The following is a 15,503-nucleotide window of genomic DNA, read 5'->3' as shown; positions in this document are numbered from 1 at the left end:
GAACCTTACGCATGCCTATGCAAGCAGCAGACTGGCTCCACGTCGGCACGCTCGTGATGGCCGCGCATGTGCTCGGCGTGATCGCCGCCGTGCACGCGGTCATCCATACGCGCACGTCTCAAGGCGCGGTCGCGTGGGCGGTATCGCTCGTCGCGATGCCGTATCTCACGCTCATCCCTTACCTGTTCCTCGGCCGCAGCAAGTTCGCCGATTACATCGACGAGCGGCGGCTCGAAGTCGAAATATTGCGCCATCGCACGAAGCCGGCCGAGTGGGAATCGAAGGAGCGCAGCGACGCGCCCGAAACAGGCATGGCGCTGCTCGATTCCCCGGGCGCGCGGGGCGAGCTCTCGCCGGGTCCGGCCGAGTATCTCGGCAATCCGACGATTCGCACGCTCCAGCGTCTGTCGGGCATGCCTTTTCTGCGCGGCAATTCGGTGCGCGTGCTGGTCGACGGCGACGCCACGTTCTCCGCGATTCTCGAAGCGATCGAAGCCGCCGAGCGTTATATCGTCGTGCAGTTTTTCATCGTGCGCGCGGATGCGCTCGGCGACATGCTGCGCGATGCGCTCATCGCGAAGGCGCAAGCGGGCGTGCGCGTCTACTTTCTCTACGACAGCATCGGCAGCTTCGATCTCCCGCATCGCTACGTGCACGCGCTGCGTGCGGGCGGCGTCGAGGCGCATCCGTTCGCGACCAAGCGCAAGTTCGTGCATCGGTTTCAGATCAACTTCCGCAATCATCGGAAGATCGTGGTCGTCAACGGCAAGCGCGCGTTCGTCGGCGGGCACAACGTGGGCGTCGAATATCTCGGCGGCAATCCGCGGCTTTCGCCGTGGCGCGATACCCACGTGGAAGTGCGCGGCCCGGCCATCACGAGCATCCAGTTCGTCTTCACCGAAGACTGGTACTGGGCGACGCAGCGCCTTCCCGAACTCGGTCCCGCGCCGCACACCGGCGACAACATGCACTGCATGGTGCTGTCGAGCGGCCCTGCCGACAAGCAGGAGACCTGCTCGCTCTTTTTCGTCGAGGCGATCAACGCGGCGCGCGAACGCATCTGGATCACGTCGCCCTATCTGATCCCCGACGAAGCCGTTTTTTCCGCGCTACGGCTCGCGGTGATGCGCGGCGTGGACGTGCGCATCCTGATTCCGAGCCGGCGTGATCATCACGTGGTGTTCGCGGCGTCGCGGCTTTATGCGTACGATCTCGTGCAGGCCGGCGTGCGCATCTTCCGCTACAAGCCGGGCTTTCTGCACCAGAAAGTCGTGCTCGTGGACGATATCGCCGCGTCGGTCGGCAGCGCGAATCTGGACAACCGCTCCTTCCGCCTAAACTTCGAGATCACCGTGCTGACCGTCGATCACGACTTCGCACGGCAGGTGGAAAGCATGCTGCTCGTCAACTTCGCGCACGCGTATGAGATCGACGACACCGATTATCTCGGCTTCCCGTTCTGGCATCGGATGGCGATGCACGTCGCGCGGCTGTTCTCGCCGATACTCTGACGCGCTACAGCAGCTTCTCGATGTCCGCCGCAATGGCCTCCGGCTTCGTGATCGGCGCATACCGCTTCACGATGTTCCCCTTCCGATCCACGAGGAACTTCGTGAAGTTCCACTTGATGGCCGCAAGCCCGAGCACGCCCGGCTCCTTCTCGGTCAGGTACTTGTAGAGCGGATGCGCGTTCGCCCCGTTGACCTCGATCTTCGCGAACATCGGAAAGGTCACGCCGTAGTTCTTCTCGCAGAATCCCCCGATCTGCGCCGCATCGCCCGGTTCCTGCTTGCCGAACTGGTTGCACGGAAAGCCGAGGACCTCGAAGCCGCGCGACGCGAGCCGCGCGTACAACTCCTGCAGTCCCTTGTATTGCGGCGTGAAACCGCATTCGCTCGCCGTGTTGACGATCAGCAGCACCTTGTCGCGGTACGTGTCGAGACCGACGGTCGCGCCGTCGAGCGTCTCCGCCGTGAAGCCGTAGATGCTGTCGGAAGTTGAACGCATGGCATGTTCCCCGCTGAAAGTTTGAATTCAGGCGATGCTACTACCGCCCGCGATCGGCCGCCATTGGCCGAACGGACGATCCGTTGGCGGCGGCGCGGCCGGTCTAAAATAGCGCTTTCCTCTCAAGCCCGCGCCCTTCGCCGCCATCCCGACGTGATCCGCTTCAACCAGTTCAGCCTGTCCCGCGGCACGAAGCCGCTTTTCGAAGAGACGAGCTTCACGCTCAATCCGGGCGAGAAAGCCGGTCTCGTCGGCGCGAACGGCGCAGGCAAGTCCACGCTCTTCGCCGTGCTGCGCGGCCAATTGCACGCGGACGGCGGCGACTTCTCGATGCCGCCGTCCTGGCGCATCGCTCACGTCGCGCAGGAAACGCCGGCGGTGGATCGCACCGCGCTCGACTACACGCTCGACGGCGACACGCACTTGCGGGCGATCGAAGCGCGCATCGCCGCCGCGTCCGCTGCGCACGACGGCGCCGAGGAAGCCGAAGCCCACGCCGCTTTCGCCGATGCCGACGGCTACACCGCCCCCGCACGCGCCGAAACGCTGTTGCTGGGCCTCGGCTTCACGCTCGCGCAGACGCGCGAACCGGTTTCGAGCTTCTCGGGCGGCTGGCGCATGCGCCTGAATCTCGCGCAAGCGTTGATGTGTCCGTCCGACCTGCTGCTGCTCGACGAGCCGACCAACCACCTCGACCTCGACGCCATCGTGTGGCTCGAAGACTGGCTGGCGCGCTATCCGGGCACGCTCGTCGTGATATCGCACGACCGCGAATTCCTCGATTCCGTTTGCAACGTCACGCTGCATTTGGAAAACCGGCAGGTGAAGCGCTACGGCGGCAACTATAGCCAGTTCGAGATTTTGCGCGCTCAACAGCTCGCGCTGCAGCAGAGCGCATTCGAGAAGCAGCAGAAGACCGTGCAGCATCTGCAGAGCTTCATCGACCGCTTCAAGGCCAAGGCGACGAAGGCGAAGCAGGCGCAGAGCCGGGTGAAGGCGCTGGAGAAGATGGAACTGATCGCGCCGGCGCACGCGAGCTCGCCGTTTACGTTCGAGTTCCGCACGCCCGATGCCGCGCCCAACCCGATGATGGTCATGGAAGGCGTGCGCTGCGGCTATCACGGCGATGACGGCGCGGAAATTCCGATCGTCGAAGGCGTCACGCTGTCGATCCAGAGCGGTCAGCGCATCGGCCTGCTGGGTGCGAACGGTCAGGGCAAGTCGACGCTCATCAAGACGCTCGCGGACACGCTCGAACCGCTGTCCGGTCACGTGCGTCAGGGCAAGGGCCTGCAGATCGGCTACTTCGCGCAGCATCAGCTCGAAACGCTGCGTCCGGACGATTCCGCGCTTCAGCATCTCGCGCGCCTCGCGCCGGACACACGTGAGCAGGAGTTGCGCGATTTTCTCGGCAGCTTCAACTTCTCCGGCGACATGGCGACCGCGAAAATCGCGCCCTTCTCGGGCGGCGAGAAGGCGCGGCTCGCGCTCGCGCTCATCATCTGGCAGAAGCCCAATCTGCTGCTGCTCGACGAACCGACCAACCACCTGGACCTCGAAACGCGTCACGCACTGACGATGGCGCTCGCGCAGTTCGAAGGCACGCTGATCCTCGTGTCCCACGACCGGCATCTGCTGCGCGCGACGACCGACACGTTCATGCTGGTCGCGAAGCATCGGCTGAGTCCGTTCGATGGCGATCTCGACGACTATCGCGACTGGCTGCTGCAGCACGCCGCCGAAACGCGCGCGGCGGCGAAGGAAGCGAGCGGCGCATCGTCGGCGGTGGGCGTCGCGCAGGACAGTGCGGTCAATCGCAAGGAGCAGCGCAAGCAGGAGGCGCAGGAACGGCAGAAGCTGTCGCATCTGAAGAAGCCGCTGCAATCGCGCATCGCGAAGATCGAGAAGGAAATGGATGCGCTGAACGCGGAGAAGTCGACGCTCGATGCGTTCGTCGCCGATCCCGCCAGCTACGACGCCGCGCTAAAGGCGAAGCTCACCGAGACGATTCGCCGTCAGGGCGAAGTCAGCGCACGGCTCGAGACGCTGGAACTGGAGTGGCTCGAAGCGCACGAGGAACTCGAACAGATCGGTTCATGACGCCTCCGCCCGCCCTCGCCGGCCTCCGTGTACTCGACCTGACGCGCCTGCTGCCCGGTCCGGTCGCGACCTTGCGGCTCGCGGAACTGGGCGCGGACGTGCTCAAGATCGAGCCGCCGGGCGAAGGCGACTACGCGCGCACGATGTTGCAGACGGAAGCCGAGCGCCGAAGCGGTACGCCGAGCGCGTTCTATCGCATCGTGAATCGCGGCAAGCGGACGGTCACGCTCGATCTCAAGACCGAAGCGGACCGCGCGAAGCTGATCGATTTGGTGCGCAATGCCGATGCGCTCGTCGAGAGCTTTCGGCCATCGGTGATGGCGCGGCTGGGCGTCGGCTATGACGTCCTGCGTCAGGTGAATCCCAAGCTCGTCTATTGCGCGATCACCGGCTTCGGAAGCAACGGCCCGTTCGCGGACAAGGCAGGCCACGATATCGACTACATGGCGTATGCGGGCGTGCTCGATCAGCTCGCCGCGCCGGATGGCACGCCCGTCGCGCCGAATTTTCAGCTGGCGGACTTGCTGGGCGGCGCGCTTTGCGCCGTGACCGAGATGCTTGCGGCGCTCTGGCATGTCGCGCGTGGCGGCGAAGGACGTCGGGTCGATGTTTCCATGACCCACGCGGTTCACGCACACAACGTGATGGCGCATGTCGCGCTCACTCGCGGCGACGACGCGAGCACGCGCGCGGGCGCCGGCTTGCTGAACGGCGGCGTGCCGTGCTACGACGTGTATCGCACGCGGGATGACCGGTTCATCGCGGTCGGCGCGCTCGAACTGAAGTTCTGGCAGACGCTGTGTCACGCACTCGGCCGCCCCGAGTGAGCCGCGCGGCACTGGAGTCTGGGACAGGCAATCGGTGGCGCGGACGCGAAGGAACTGTCGGCGCAAGCGGCGGCGTGCTTTCGCGAGCGCACGCGCGACGAATGGATCGCGCTGCTGGAGCCGCTCGACTGCTGCGTCGCGCCCGTGTTGACGCCGGCCGAAGCGGCGGCGCATCCGCTCTTCGCGGATAGGCAAGCCTAACGGCGCGGCAAGGTCTGACGCGGCTGACTTTCGTCGTCAACGAGCACATGCTTGCGCCCGGTCACGTGACGGCGGATGACGGCGACGACTTCATCTTCCGTGACATCCGCAGCCACGGCGCGCCGCGAAATCTGTCCCTCGCCGTCGATCCATTCGATGATCCGGCACCCGCTGCCCCACGGCTGCTGCAAGGGCGCCGACACGCGACATCCCCGCAGATGGAACGCGGGCTTGGCTCGCGTTGATTTGGCGTGCTTCAAGGCGTGGTCCTCTCGATGCTTGCGGCCGCTCCTGTCCACGAAGCTGCCGGGTCCCTGGCCAGAAGAGCATAGGCAAACGAAACCCGCCTTGGGTTACACGCGATGAGGGGTTTTTTACGGCTCGTTACGCCGGCGCCGATCCGTCGGCGCGTTACTCGAGGTCGCGCACGCGGTCGATCGCTTCCTCGATGCGATCCACGGCGATGACCTTCAGTCCGTCGATCGCCTGCTTGGGCGCGTTCGCCTTCGGAATCAGCGCGACGGAGAAGCCGAGCTTGGCCGCTTCCTTCAGGCGATCCTGCCCGCGCGGCGATGGGCGGATTTCGCCCGCGAGCCCGACTTCGCCGAACGTGATGAGACCCTTCGGCAGCGGCTTGTTGCGCATGGACGAATGAATCGCGAGCAGCACGGCGAGGTCGGCGGCGGGTTCCGTGATCTTGACGCCGCCCACTGCATTGAGAAACACGTCCTGATCGAAGCACGCAATACCCGCATGCCGATGCAGCACCGCCAGCAGCAGCGCGAGCCGGTTCTGTTCGAGGCCGACTGCGAGCCGCCGCGGATTGGGCACGTGCGCGGTATCGACGAGCGCCTGCACTTCGACGAGCAGCGGCCGCGACCCTTCCTGCGTCACGAGCACGCACGAACCCGCGACGCTCTGCTCGTGCTGCGACAGGAAAAGCGCCGACGGATTCGCGACGCCGCGCAGCCCTTTCTCCGTCATCGCGAATACGCCGAGCTCGTTGACCGCGCCGAAGCGGTTCTTGAACGCGCGCACGAGCCGGAACGACGAGTGGGTATCGCCTTCGAAGTACAGCACCGTGTCAACGATATGCTCCAGCACGCGCGGGCCAGCGAGACTGCCCTCCTTCGTGACGTGTCCGACCATGATGATCGACGTCCCCGTCTGCTTCGCGATGCGCGTCAATTGAGCCGCGCATTCGCGCACCTGCGCGACCGAGCCGGGCGCGGACGTCAGCGCTTCGGAGTAAATGGTCTGAATGGAGTCGATGACGGCGACTTCGGGACGCTGTTCATCGATGGTCGCCTGAATCTTTTCGAGCTGAATCTCGGCGAGCAGGCTCAGATCGGCCACGGCGCTGTCGTTTCCGCCGATCAACCCGAGCCGCTGCGCGCGCAACGCGATCTGCGCACCGGACTCCTCGCCGCTCACGTAGAGCGCCGGACGCTCGCGCGCGATTTCAGCGAGCGACTGCAGCAGCAGCGTCGATTTGCCGATGCCCGGATCGCCGCCGATCAGCACCACGCCGCCGGGCACCAGCCCGCCGCCGAGCACGCGATCGAACTCGCCGACGCCAGTCGTGAAGCGCGGCACGTCCGACGCTTCGATGTCGGCGAGACGCTGCACCGCCGAACTCTTCGCGAGCGCCTGGAAGCGATGCGCCGACGGCGCCTGCTCCACTGATTCCACCAGCGTGTTCCACGCTCCGCACGCCGCGCACTGCCCTGTCCACTTCGGCGCCTGCCCGCCGCACTCGCTACAGATGAAGAGCGTTTTCGCCTTTGCTGCTTTCGCCACGTATTGCCTTGTCAGAGATTCGATTCGTTCCCGCGCCCACCGGCGCTGCTTACTCGGCCCGCACCGGCACGCGCTGCGCGATCGCGCACATCAGCTCGTAGCCGATGGTGCCGCACGCGCGCGCGACATCGTCGATCGGCAGGTTGGTTCCCCACAACTCGACGCGCGAGCCGATGCCCGCGTTCGGGCACGGCGTCAGATCGACGGTGAGCATGTCCATCGACACGCGGCCGACGAGCTTCGTCATCACGCCGTCGAACGATCACCGGCGTGCCTTCTGCCGCGATCCGCGGATAACCGTCCGCATAGCCGCACGCCACCACGCCGATACGCATCCCCTTCTCCGCGCGAAACGTCGAGCCGTACCCGACGCTCTGGCCCGGCTGCACCGTCTGCACGGCGATGAGTTCGGACGAAAGCGTCATGGCGGGCTTGAGGCCGGTCCCGGCGATATCGGCCGTCACACCCGACGGCGACGCGCCATACAGCATGATGCCGGGCCGCACCCAGTCGAAGTGCGCGGACGGATGCCACATCACCGCCGCCGAATTGGACAGGCTGCGCGCCCCCGCGATACCTTCCGCACCGCGCTCGAACGCCTCCAGTTGATGCGCGATGCCGCGCTCGCTGTCGGCATCGGAAAAATGGGTCATCAGCGTGATCTGGCCGATGCCCTGGCAGGCGCGCGCCCGCTCCCAGGCGGCGCGAAAACGCTCCGGCGTGTAGCCGAGCCGGTTCATGCCGCTATTCATCTTCAGCTGAATGTTGACCGGCTTCGACAGGCGCGCCATCTCCAGCATGCGCAGCTGTTCGTCGCAATGGACGGCCGTGGTCAGGCTGTAGCGGTCGATGACATCGATGTCCGTCGGCCTGAAGAAGCCTTCCAGCAGAAGAATCGGTCCTGCCCATCCCAGTTCCCGCAACTTTGCCGCCTCTTCGAGGTCCAGAAGGCCAAAGCCGTCCGTTGCGCGAAGTCCGGGGAACGCTCGCGCGAGTCCGTGGCCATACGCATTGGCCTTGACGACAGCCCAGATCTTGGATTTCGGCGCGAATTTGCGCGCGACGGCGAGGTTGTTGGCGAGTGCAGGCGTGTGAATGGTTGCTGAAAGGGGGCGCGGCATGAGCGTTTGGGTGGAATCACGGTTCGGGCGGAAAGACGAGAAGCATACGCCAGCGAAGCGAGCGGCCGCTTCGTCGATCAAGACGCCTTGTGAATCAGGACCTTATAAAAAATCCCGGGCGCGGGCGCCTTGACGGATCAGGCGGTTCGCGCGCGATCGAGATTACCGCTAGTCAGAATGCGCCTATTTTCGTGTTATAAAGCCCTGCGCACAACCCATTTCGAACGGCATAAGCCCGAACGCATGACAGCAGCACGAGCAGCGTCCGGGGCGGATCACCCGCAGTGAGGAAAGCTTCGGATCAGATGAAAAAAGGTTTTTACACCATCATGGCCGCGCAGTTTTTCTCATCGCTGGCCGATAACGCACTACTGATCGCTGCCATCGCACTGCTGAAAGACCTTCACGCGCCGAACTGGATGACGCCGCTGCTGAAGCTGTTCTTCGTGCTGTCCTATGTGATCCTCGCGGCATTCGTCGGCGCTTTCGCGGACTCGCGGCCCAAGGGTCATGTGATGTTCGTGACCAATACCATCAAGGTCGTCGGCTGCATCACGATGCTGTTCGGCGCGCATCCACTGCTCGCGTATGGCATCGTCGGCTTCGGCGCGGCGGCCTATTCGCCCGCGAAGTACGGCATTCTCACCGAACTCCTGCCGCCCGACCGGCTCGTGGCGGCGAACGGGTGGATCGAAGGCACGACGGTCGGCTCGATCATCCTCGGCACGGTCATGGGCGGCGCGCTCATCAGTCCGCATATCGCGAGTCACCTGCTGAGTCTGCATATCCCGCGTATCACCACGCCCGCCGAAGCCGCGATGCTCGTAATCATGCTGATGTACGTGATCGCCGCCATCTTCAATCTGCGCATTCCCGATACCGGCGCGCGCTATCCGAAGCAGGAAACGCGGCCGATAAAGCTCATCACGGATTTCGCCGACTGCTTCCTCACGCTCTGGCGCGACAAGCTGGGCCAGATTTCGCTTGCCGTCACGACGCTCTTCTGGGGCGCGGGCGCGACGCTGCAGTTCATCGTGCTCAAATGGGCGGAAGTGTCGCTCGGCATGACGCTCTCGCAGGCGGCCATCCTGCAGGCGGTGATCGCGGTCGGCGTGGCGGCGGGCGCGGTGCTCGCGGCGGCGCGCGTGCCGCTCAAGCGCTCGCTGTCGGTGCTGCCGGTCGGCATCATGATGGGCCTCGCCGTCATGCTCATGGCGTTCTACACGCGGCATCTGTTTCCGGCGCACTGGGGCATCTACTTCGGCAAGATGCACTTCCCCGGCTATCTGCTCGTCGCGTATCTGTTCCTGATGATCGTCGGCGGACTGTCGGGCTTCTTCGTCGTGCCGATGAACGCGCTGCTGCAGCATCGCGGACACGTGCTGCTCTCGGCCGGACACTCGATCGCCGTGCAGAACTTCAACGAGAATCTGTCGGTGCTGGTGATGCTGTGCCTGTACGCGGTGCTCGTGTGGCTCGACATGCCGATCCAGTTCGTCATCGTGATGTTCGGCTCGTTCGTGTGTCTGATGATGTACTTCGTCATGCGCCGTCATCAGGCGAATCAGCGCGCGTTCGATTCCGTCGCGCTGATCGGCGAGGCGCGGCACTGACCGCTCGCGCGCCGTCGGCTAGTCTTTACTCATCATGCAATCAGCCGATCTCTTCTCGTTCGTCACGCGCGTGCGCGATACCGCGCCGCTCGTGCATTGCCTGACGAACCTCGTCGTCACGAACTTCACCGCGAACGTGCTGCTGGCCGTGGGCGCCGCACCGGCGATGGTCGTCGCGCGCGAGGAAGTCGCCGAATTCGCACCGGTCGCCAATGCGCTCTCGGTGAACCTCGGCACGCTCGATGTGCCGCAGTCGCGCGCGATCCGCGCCGCCGTCAACGCCGCCAACGGCGCCGGCAAGCCGTGGGTGCTCGATCCCGTCGCCGTGGGGCCGCTCGCGTTTCGCACGGAGTTCGCGCTCGAATTGCTCGATGCGAAGCCGGCGGTGATTCGCGGCAACGCGTCGGAAATCATCAGCCTGTCGGGCGGAACGGCGAGCGCGCGCGGCGTGGACAGCACCGCCGCGACCGATGCGGCGCTGGAAGCCGCGCAAATCCTCGCGCTGAACACGCAGGCGGTCGTCGCCGTGACGGGCGAGACCGACTACATCACCGATGGCCGCCGCGTGACCGGGCTGTCGAACGGCTCGCCGCTGATGACGCGCGTGACCGGCGTCGGCTGCGCCCTGTCCGCGACGGTCGCCGCATTCGCGGGCGTGGCACGCACGCGCGACGAGCATTTCATCGCGACGGTCGCGGCCATTGCCTATTCGACCGTGGCCGGGGAACTCGCCGCCCGCGACGCGGCGTTGCCCGGCAGCTTTGCGGTAGCGTATCTGGATCGCCTCGCGTCGCTGGACGCGCACGCGTTCGACACGACGCTCGTACAGCGCGACGTCGCGCTTTCATGACATGCGGCATTCCTTCGATCTTTCGCTTTATCTGGTGCTCGATCCGGTGCAATGCGGCGGTCACGGGGCGGCGCTCGACGTCGCGCGCGCGGCGCTGGAAGGCGGCGCAACGGTCGTGCAGTTGCGCGCGCCGCAGTGGCACAAGCGCGCGTGGCTCTCGCTCGCGCTCGACCTCTTGCCGCTGACGCGCGCGCACGGCGTTCCGCTCGTCATCGATGATCACGTCAACGTCGCGCTTGCCGCCGGTGCGGATGGCGTGCACATCGGCCAGCGCGATCTGCCGGCGGACGTCGCGCGGCGGCTGATGGGACCCGGCGCGCTGATCGGCCTGTCGGTATCGAATCTGGCGGAAGTCGCGCACGCGAACCAATTGCAGGGCGTGGTCGATTATCTCGGTGCGGGACCGGTGTACGCGACCCCCACGAAAACCGACGCTTCCGCGCCGTGCGGCATCGGCGGCCTCGCCGAAATGTGCCGTGAAGCGCGCTTTCCGACCGTCGCGATCGGCGGCATTCAGGCGCGCAACGCCGCCGACGTGATGCGGGCGAAACCGGCTGGCCTTGCTGTCGTATCCGCGATCTGCAAGGCGGCGAATCCGCGCGAAGCCGCCGCGGCATTGCGCGCGACGATCACCCGCGCACGAACCTGATTCTTCCGATGACTTCGACGAAACGCATTCCCAACGCGCTCACCATCGCCGGCTCCGACTCGGGCGGCGGCGCGGGCATTCAGGCCGACCTCAAAGCGTTCTCGGCGCTCGGCGCATACGGCGCGAGCGTCATCACGGCGCTGACCGCGCAGAACACGCGCGGCGTGACGGCGGTCCATGCGCCCGATCCCGGCTTCGTCACGGCCCAGCTCGACGCCGTGTTCGACGACATCCGCATCGATGCGGTAAAGATCGGCATGCTGGCGAACGCGGGCATCGTCCGCGCGGTGGCGGATGCGTTGCGGCGGCATCGTCCGATGCATGTCGTGCTCGACACCGTGATGATTTCGAAGAGCAATCACGCGCTGCTCGCGCCGGAAGCCGTCGCCGCGCTGCGCGACGAACTGCTGCCCCTCGCGACGCTCGTCACGCCGAATCTGCCGGAAGCGGCGGCCTTGCTCAGCGTCGAAGCAGCGACCGATGAAGACGCGATGGTGCGCCAGGGCGAAGCATTGCTCGCCGCCGGCGCGCGTGCGGTGCTGATGAAGGGCGGGCATCTCACGTCTTCCGACAGCCCCGACTGGCTGATCGAGGCTTCGGGCGCGCTGCGGCTTTCCGGCGCGCGCGTCGCGTTGAAGAACACGCACGGGACGGGATGCACGCTCTCGTCGGCGATCGCCGCGCTGATCCCGCAGACCGATGATCTGGCGAGCGCGACCGCCGAGGCGAAGCGCTATCTCACCGGCGCGATCGAGGCGAGCGCGCGGCTCGACGTGGGACATGGCGTGGGCCCGGTCCACCATTTCTATCGATGGTGGTGAGCGCCGGGCCGATGGCGCTCACAGCGCCGACGCCGCGAACGCCCTCGCCCGCTCCGGCCAGTCGTCCGGCACGATGAAGCCGCGCGATTCCTCCGTCCAGCCGCCCGCGCCGTCGCGGATGTAGGACGCCACCATCGTCGGCGCGTCAGCCGCTTGCAAGCGCGTGTGGATCGCGGCGGATTCGGCTATCAGCGATCCGGCGTCACCGGCGCGCAGGCGGCGCGAGGCAAGCCAGGCAAGGCGCGGCTGCACGACCCAGGCGCGCGCATCGTCGATTGCGTCGTGACGGGCACGCCATTCCGACGCCGTCAGCCACCAGCCGCGCACGTGCCGCGCGCCGACTTCGGGCGCGGGGAGCACGGTGTCGTCGTGGTAGAAAAGCCGGCCCTTGATGAACAACTGCGCGTCCCACGGCCCGCCGAGCCCGAGCGCCGCGAATTCCGCGCGCGAGGTCAGCCCGAGCTGATGAGTAAGCAGCCGCGCGTACTTGAGGTCGAAGCGGTCCTGCAGATTCGGCCCGACGTAATCGGAAAGCCGGGCCGTCCGTGTCGCGCCATCGCCGATATGCAGGTAGAACTTCACGGCCAGTTCCCAATGCAGCCGCGCGCCGCCCGCCGTCTGGAGCAGGAAATCGCATTCGCCAATGGTGCGCCGCTGCCTTCTCAGCGGCACGTTCGCCGCGATCAGGCGCGCGGCGGGACCGTGCGCCAGGAAAAACTCGAGCAGGCTCTCGGCATAGATGCCGAGGCGCGTCAACCTGGGATTGCGTGAGCGGACGTGCAGCGCATCGGGGGCGGCGTCGAGCGCCTGCAGCCATTCGAGCGTCGCATCGCGGTCTGCCGGCGATGCGAACGGCTGAGCGAGTTCAGCGCCGGCTTCCCCGGCGCGCAGCAGATCGGGGGCAAAAAGCAGCCACGCCAGGTCACGCACCGTCGCGTCCTCGAATCGATCGACGAGACGCGACAGCCCGCTCATCAACGCGCGCCCTTCCCGGCTCCCGGTTGCACGCCGAGCGCGGCGAGCGCGTCCTGATACGTCTTGCGCGCGAGGCACAGATCGGCCCATGCCTTCGCCTTGTCCGGCAAGCTGCGCAGCAGATACGCCGGGTGATACGTGACGACGACCGGCACCCCGCGATACTCATGCACCCGCCCGCGCAGCGACGCGATGCTGCCATCGCTCTTCAGGAGGCTCTGCGCGGCGAAACGCCCCAGCGCGACGATCACTTTCGGCTTCACGAGTTCGACCTGACGTTGCAGATACGGCTCGCAACGCGCGACTTCGTCGGCTTCGGGATTGCGGTTGCCGGGCGGCCGGCATTTGATGACGTTGGCGATATAGACATTCGATTCACGCGACAACGCGAGCGAGCGCAGCATGTTGTCGAGCAGCTTGCCCGCCTGTCCGACGAACGGCTCGCCCTGCTTGTCTTCGTTTTCGCCGGGCGCTTCGCCGATGAGCATCCAGTCGGCCTCGCGGTCGCCGACGCCGAAGACCGCGTTCGTGCGGCGCTCGCATAGGCGGCACCTTTCACACGTCGAGACGCGGTCGGCGAGCGTAGTCCAGTCGAGGGTACGAACGTCGTCGGCGGGTTCGGGCGCAGCGGGCGGCGCGAAAGACGGCGCGTCGTCGGTCCAGGGAAGGTCGTCGTAGGCTTCGAAGGGCGGCGCATCGAAGTCTTGCGGCGCGGCTTCCGGTTGCTTCGAACCGGATGATCGCGGCGCGGCTTCGTCGGCGGGCCGGTCGACGGGAGGCTCGTTCGCGGACCGGCTCGCCGGCGAATCGACGCCGTGCGTATCCGCCGATCGCACTGATTGCACCGGCGCCCGCTGCCCGGCCGCCGTTTGCGCGGGAACGTCTGCGAGCGTCGATGGCGTTCGCTCGAAGCCGCCTGCGTCCACCGGTGGCGAGGCCTCCGCGTGCGAGCCGCCGGCATCCGCCGATACGCGCGACGAACGCGTGACCGCTTCGCTTTGCTCGCTCGCCGGCTCAGGCGACGTTTCGCGCGGCGCCGAAACCGACGCGCCCGTACGCCGCCGCACCCACACCGGTCCGAATCCCAATTCCTCGACCAGCAGTTCATCGAGCGCCATGCGCATTCTCCTTGAACGAAAGACGCATGACGATTGCGTCCTCGCGCGACCGATGCCGCGCGGGATAGTAATTCTTGCGCCGCCCGATGGCCGTGAAGCCGAAGCGTTCGTAAAGCTGAATCGCACGCGGATTCGACGGCCGCACTTCGAGCAGCATCCCGTCCAGCTTTTCGGCGTGCGCGATGCGCACCGCCTCGCGCAGCAGCGTCAGCCCTGCGCCCGCGCGCTGGGCCGCCGGCGCGACGCACAGATTCAGCAAATGCATTTCGTCGACGACCGGCATCAGCACGCAATAGCCGATGAGCGTGCCCGTCACATGACGAAGACATACGCCGTAGTAACCGTTGCGCAACGAATCCTGAAAATTGCCGCGGCTCCACGGAAATTCATACGCGAGCCTCTCGACGGCGGCGACTTCGTCGAGATCCGCTTCGGTCATCGGCGTGAGATACCGATCCGCGAGCAGCACGCCGCTCACCGCAGCGCCTCCTCGCGGGCCGCGCCGGCGTCTCCCTTGCCTGCGGCGGCGCGTGCCTCCATCCGCTCGGCCGTCGTCTGTGCGACCTTGTTGCGCACGTAGTCGGGCGCGGCCAGTTCCGGCGCGACTGCACGCCCGGCGCGCAGCGCGCGCAAAGCCAGCAGCGCGACCGGCAACGCGTGAGGCAGCGCGTTCGTGTCGACATGCGCAGCCGCCGCGAGCGCCGGCAGGCGGTCGCCGAAGGCTTCGGCCGCATTGCCCGCAAGCGCGAAAGGCGCATCGGGAAGCGGCAGCGCGGCGGGCGCATCGAGCGATGCCGGATGCACGATGCGCCAGTCGGCGCCCGCGGCATCGGCGTGCAATTCGTAGTCCGCCCAGTACACCTCGTCCATCCGCGCATCGAGCGTGGCGAGCACACGCGGCGGCAGCAAAGGGTCGCGCAAGCGCGCGGCTTCCGCGCACGCGAGCAGCGTGCTCACCGGCGCTACCGGCACGTTCAGTCCGAACGCGAGGCCCTGTGCGACGCCTGTGGCGGTGCGAAGGCCCGTGAACGAGCCCGGCCCTGCGCCGAAGGCGATCGCACTGCAATCGGACAGGTCGAGGCCGGCTTCATCGAGCAACTCCCGCACGGCGGGCAACAGGCGCGTGCTCGATACCGCGCCGGTCGCTTCGTGGCGGAACCACACGCGCGTGGCGCCGCTTTCGTAATGCGGCGCGGATCGGCAGGGATGTTGCGCGGCGGGATCGTCGAGCAGCAGCGCGACGGAACAGAATTCCGTCGAGGTATCGAGGGCGAGCAGGATGGTGCGGGTCATGGCCGACATTGTAATGCGGGACGGGCCATGCTTTTGCACGATGCTTGCGGGCGGCGCATCGGCGATTCGAGGAAAGCCTCGACAGGCGCAGCGCGTATCGCTTGCTAAGATCGTCGGCCAATCACGAT

The 15,503-nt window shown here is 66.4% G+C and carries 13 protein-coding genes and 2 pseudogenes; 7 read left to right on the top strand and 8 right to left on the bottom strand.

What is annotated here, in order from left to right:
* The first annotated feature begins 17 nt into the window (after positions 1-17).
* Entirely contained in the window at positions 18-1,511 is a 1,494-nt protein-coding gene (gene cls, locus P9255_RS25075) for a cardiolipin synthase (protein ID WP_309790796.1), read from the top strand.
* A 4-nt stretch (positions 1,512-1,515) separates the two neighbouring features.
* Here the strand turns inward: cls and P9255_RS25070 are convergent, their stop codons facing one another.
* On the bottom strand, positions 1,516-2,007 hold the full coding sequence (locus P9255_RS25070; RefSeq protein WP_309765043.1) for a glutathione peroxidase: 492 nt from the start codon (positions 2,005-2,007) through the stop codon (positions 1,516-1,518).
* A 153-nt stretch (positions 2,008-2,160) separates the two neighbouring features.
* On the opposite strand from P9255_RS25070, the gene P9255_RS25065 reads away from it, so the two are divergent.
* Positions 2,161-4,107, top strand: a complete 1,947-nt coding sequence (locus P9255_RS25065) for an ATP-binding cassette domain-containing protein (protein WP_309765044.1) — start codon at positions 2,161-2,163, stop codon at positions 4,105-4,107.
* Positions 4,104-5,135 (top strand): annotated as a pseudogene (locus P9255_RS25060) (CaiB/BaiF CoA transferase family protein). The gene P9255_RS25065 and the pseudogene P9255_RS25060 overlap by 4 nt, the downstream one beginning before the upstream one ends.
* On the opposite strand, the gene P9255_RS25055 reads toward P9255_RS25060, so the two are convergent.
* From P9255_RS25055 to alr, 3 genes and pseudogenes are all read right to left on the bottom strand, one after another.
* Positions 5,132-5,395: a DUF2866 domain-containing protein gene (locus P9255_RS25055; RefSeq protein ID WP_309765045.1), complete on the bottom strand. Its 264-nt coding sequence runs from the start codon at positions 5,393-5,395 to the stop codon at positions 5,132-5,134. The pseudogene P9255_RS25060 and the gene P9255_RS25055 overlap by 4 nt on opposite strands.
* Before the next feature lie 151 nt (positions 5,396-5,546).
* Positions 5,547-6,935 (bottom strand): DNA repair protein RadA, encoded by a 1,389-nt coding sequence (gene radA / locus P9255_RS25050; RefSeq protein WP_309765046.1) that lies wholly within the window; start codon positions 6,933-6,935, stop codon positions 5,547-5,549.
* Positions 6,936-6,984: 49 nt separating this feature from the next.
* Positions 6,985-8,056: pseudogene (gene alr / locus P9255_RS25045) on the bottom strand (alanine racemase).
* Between the two features lie 305 nt (positions 8,057-8,361).
* On the opposite strand from alr, the gene lplT reads away from it, so the two are divergent.
* From lplT to thiD, 4 genes are read left to right on the top strand one after another with little or no spacing between them, the layout of a single operon-like run.
* Positions 8,362-9,669, top strand: coding sequence for a lysophospholipid transporter LplT (gene lplT, locus P9255_RS25040; protein ID WP_309765048.1), 1,308 nt, complete (start codon positions 8,362-8,364; stop codon positions 9,667-9,669).
* A gap of 34 nt (positions 9,670-9,703) precedes the next feature.
* Entirely contained in the window at positions 9,704-10,519 is an 816-nt protein-coding gene (thiM, locus tag P9255_RS25035; RefSeq protein WP_309790595.1) for a hydroxyethylthiazole kinase, read from the top strand.
* Between the two features lies 1 nt (position 10,520).
* Positions 10,521-11,168, top strand: a complete 648-nt coding sequence (gene thiE / locus P9255_RS25030; protein WP_309790594.1) for a thiamine phosphate synthase — start codon at positions 10,521-10,523, stop codon at positions 11,166-11,168.
* Between the two features lie 8 nt (positions 11,169-11,176).
* Positions 11,177-11,989 (top strand): bifunctional hydroxymethylpyrimidine kinase/phosphomethylpyrimidine kinase, encoded by an 813-nt coding sequence (gene thiD, locus P9255_RS25025; protein WP_309765051.1) that lies wholly within the window; start codon positions 11,177-11,179, stop codon positions 11,987-11,989.
* Positions 11,990-12,007: 18 nt separating this feature from the next.
* On the opposite strand, the gene P9255_RS25020 is transcribed toward thiD, so the two are convergent.
* The 4 genes from P9255_RS25020 to tsaB are packed head-to-tail and all read right to left on the bottom strand — an operon-like array spanning position 12,008 to position 15,375.
* Positions 12,008-12,964 carry a DUF1853 family protein gene (locus P9255_RS25020; protein ID WP_309790593.1) on the bottom strand — a complete coding sequence of 319 codons (957 nt, stop codon included), beginning with the start codon at positions 12,962-12,964 and terminating at the stop codon, positions 12,008-12,010.
* A complete protein-coding gene (locus tag P9255_RS25015) occupies positions 12,964-14,082 on the bottom strand; it encodes a uracil-DNA glycosylase family protein (RefSeq protein ID WP_309765053.1) in 1,119 nt (372 codons plus the stop codon). The genes P9255_RS25020 and P9255_RS25015 overlap by 1 nt, the downstream gene beginning before the upstream one ends.
* Positions 14,069-14,560 carry a ribosomal protein S18-alanine N-acetyltransferase gene (gene rimI, locus P9255_RS25010; RefSeq protein ID WP_309765054.1) on the bottom strand — a complete coding sequence of 164 codons (492 nt, stop codon included), beginning with the start codon at positions 14,558-14,560 and terminating at the stop codon, positions 14,069-14,071. The genes P9255_RS25015 and rimI overlap by 14 nt, the downstream gene beginning before the upstream one ends.
* Complete coding sequence (tsaB, locus tag P9255_RS25005; protein WP_309790592.1) at positions 14,557-15,375, bottom strand: tRNA (adenosine(37)-N6)-threonylcarbamoyltransferase complex dimerization subunit type 1 TsaB; 819 nt, start codon at positions 15,373-15,375, stop codon at positions 14,557-14,559. Before tsaB ends, rimI begins: the two co-directional genes overlap by 4 nt.
* Positions 15,376-15,503 lie beyond the last annotated feature (128 nt).

The organism is Caballeronia sp. LZ019 (assembly GCF_031450825.1).
Classification (GTDB): domain Bacteria; phylum Pseudomonadota; class Gammaproteobacteria; order Burkholderiales; family Burkholderiaceae; genus Caballeronia.
This window is presented reverse-complemented; position numbering and strand designations above follow the sequence as displayed.